Origin of the sequence: Streptococcus danieliae, from assembly GCF_009767945.1 — a bacterium.
Taxonomy (GTDB): domain Bacteria; phylum Bacillota; class Bacilli; order Lactobacillales; family Streptococcaceae; genus Streptococcus; species Streptococcus danieliae.
In genome coordinates, this window is sequence record NZ_WSRS01000156.1 from 1 (window position 1) to 1,154 (window position 1,154).

Consider the following 1,154-nt stretch of genomic DNA (forward strand, 5'->3'; position numbering starts at 1 on the left):
GGAGTGTAGATAACTGGAGTATTTGAAACAACCTTGTATTCTCCCTTAGGAGTGTTCACAAGTGTTGTGAAGGTATTTTGGTAAGTTCCACCATCATTTTGAGGAGAACCTACAAAATAAGCAACTGGAACATTTACTGATTGACCACGATTAGCATTTAGGACACCAAGGGTCAAGTCAGTCGCCACAAATTGAAGTTTACCCTCTTCGTCCATTGTCACAACCCAAGCACCCGCATTCTTCTCTTTTGTTGCATCCATATCAACCAAGAAATGAGCAGGAGCTGGATCATTCATAACGTAAGATGTCACCATCTCACGTCCTGCTTGAAGAGAAGCATTTTTCAATTCCCAAACAGCTGTCGATCCTTTAGGTACAAGCTTACCATCCACGGATACACCGTCCTCATTCACAACCGCCTTAACGTTGGCTGGAGTTTGTTTGACGAGAACTGGATGCACCTCAACCTTGATCATCTCTACATCTGGAACTGGTACGTGTGGTTTAAGAGTTGGCTCTTTTGGTGTGAAGGTTACGACAACTGGTGTCACATATTCTGGTTCTGCCACTGCTGGCACTTCTTTTTCTGGCTCAACCGTCACATTTTCCAAACTTGGCTCTTGTGGCTTGTTAGGCATATCAGACGCATGATAAGTCAAGGTCGCAAAGAGTGAAGAAGGGGCAGAAAAAATCCAGCTAGGCTCTGTTTTCAAAAACATTAATTCAGAGGAAGTTTGACCATCTGCTAGAATAATCTCCTTCTCTAAGGCAAAGCTCTTACCAATCGTTTCTAAACCGATTGATGAAAGCCCATCAAAGTTACGAGTATAAAGAACATTTCCTTCTAGATCTTTGTAAGAAGCACTGATATTCCGATCCACTGCTGTCGTAGGTCGGATAAGATCCAGCTGCCAAGAATTTAGGCTAACTCCTGTAATCTTAGCAATGGCTTTCTTCGTAGCTTCATCATAGCTCACCGTATAATTTAATTTACCCGTAACCTTAGTATTGGCAAAAGTTCCATCTGTATCAGACTGAGGCTCACTAATCACAAAGTTACCTTCTGAGTCAACTGTCACCACATCAGATGTTCGTTGTCCAAAACTATCCAAAGTCTCTGAGACACCATAACCATCAAATTGAATGTTATTTGC

1 pseudogene is annotated in these 1,154 nt (G+C 42.1%); it reads right to left on the bottom strand.

Annotated elements, in window-relative coordinates:
- A pseudogene (locus E5983_RS09170) lies at nt 1-1,154 on the bottom strand (hypothetical protein); the annotation flags it as partial.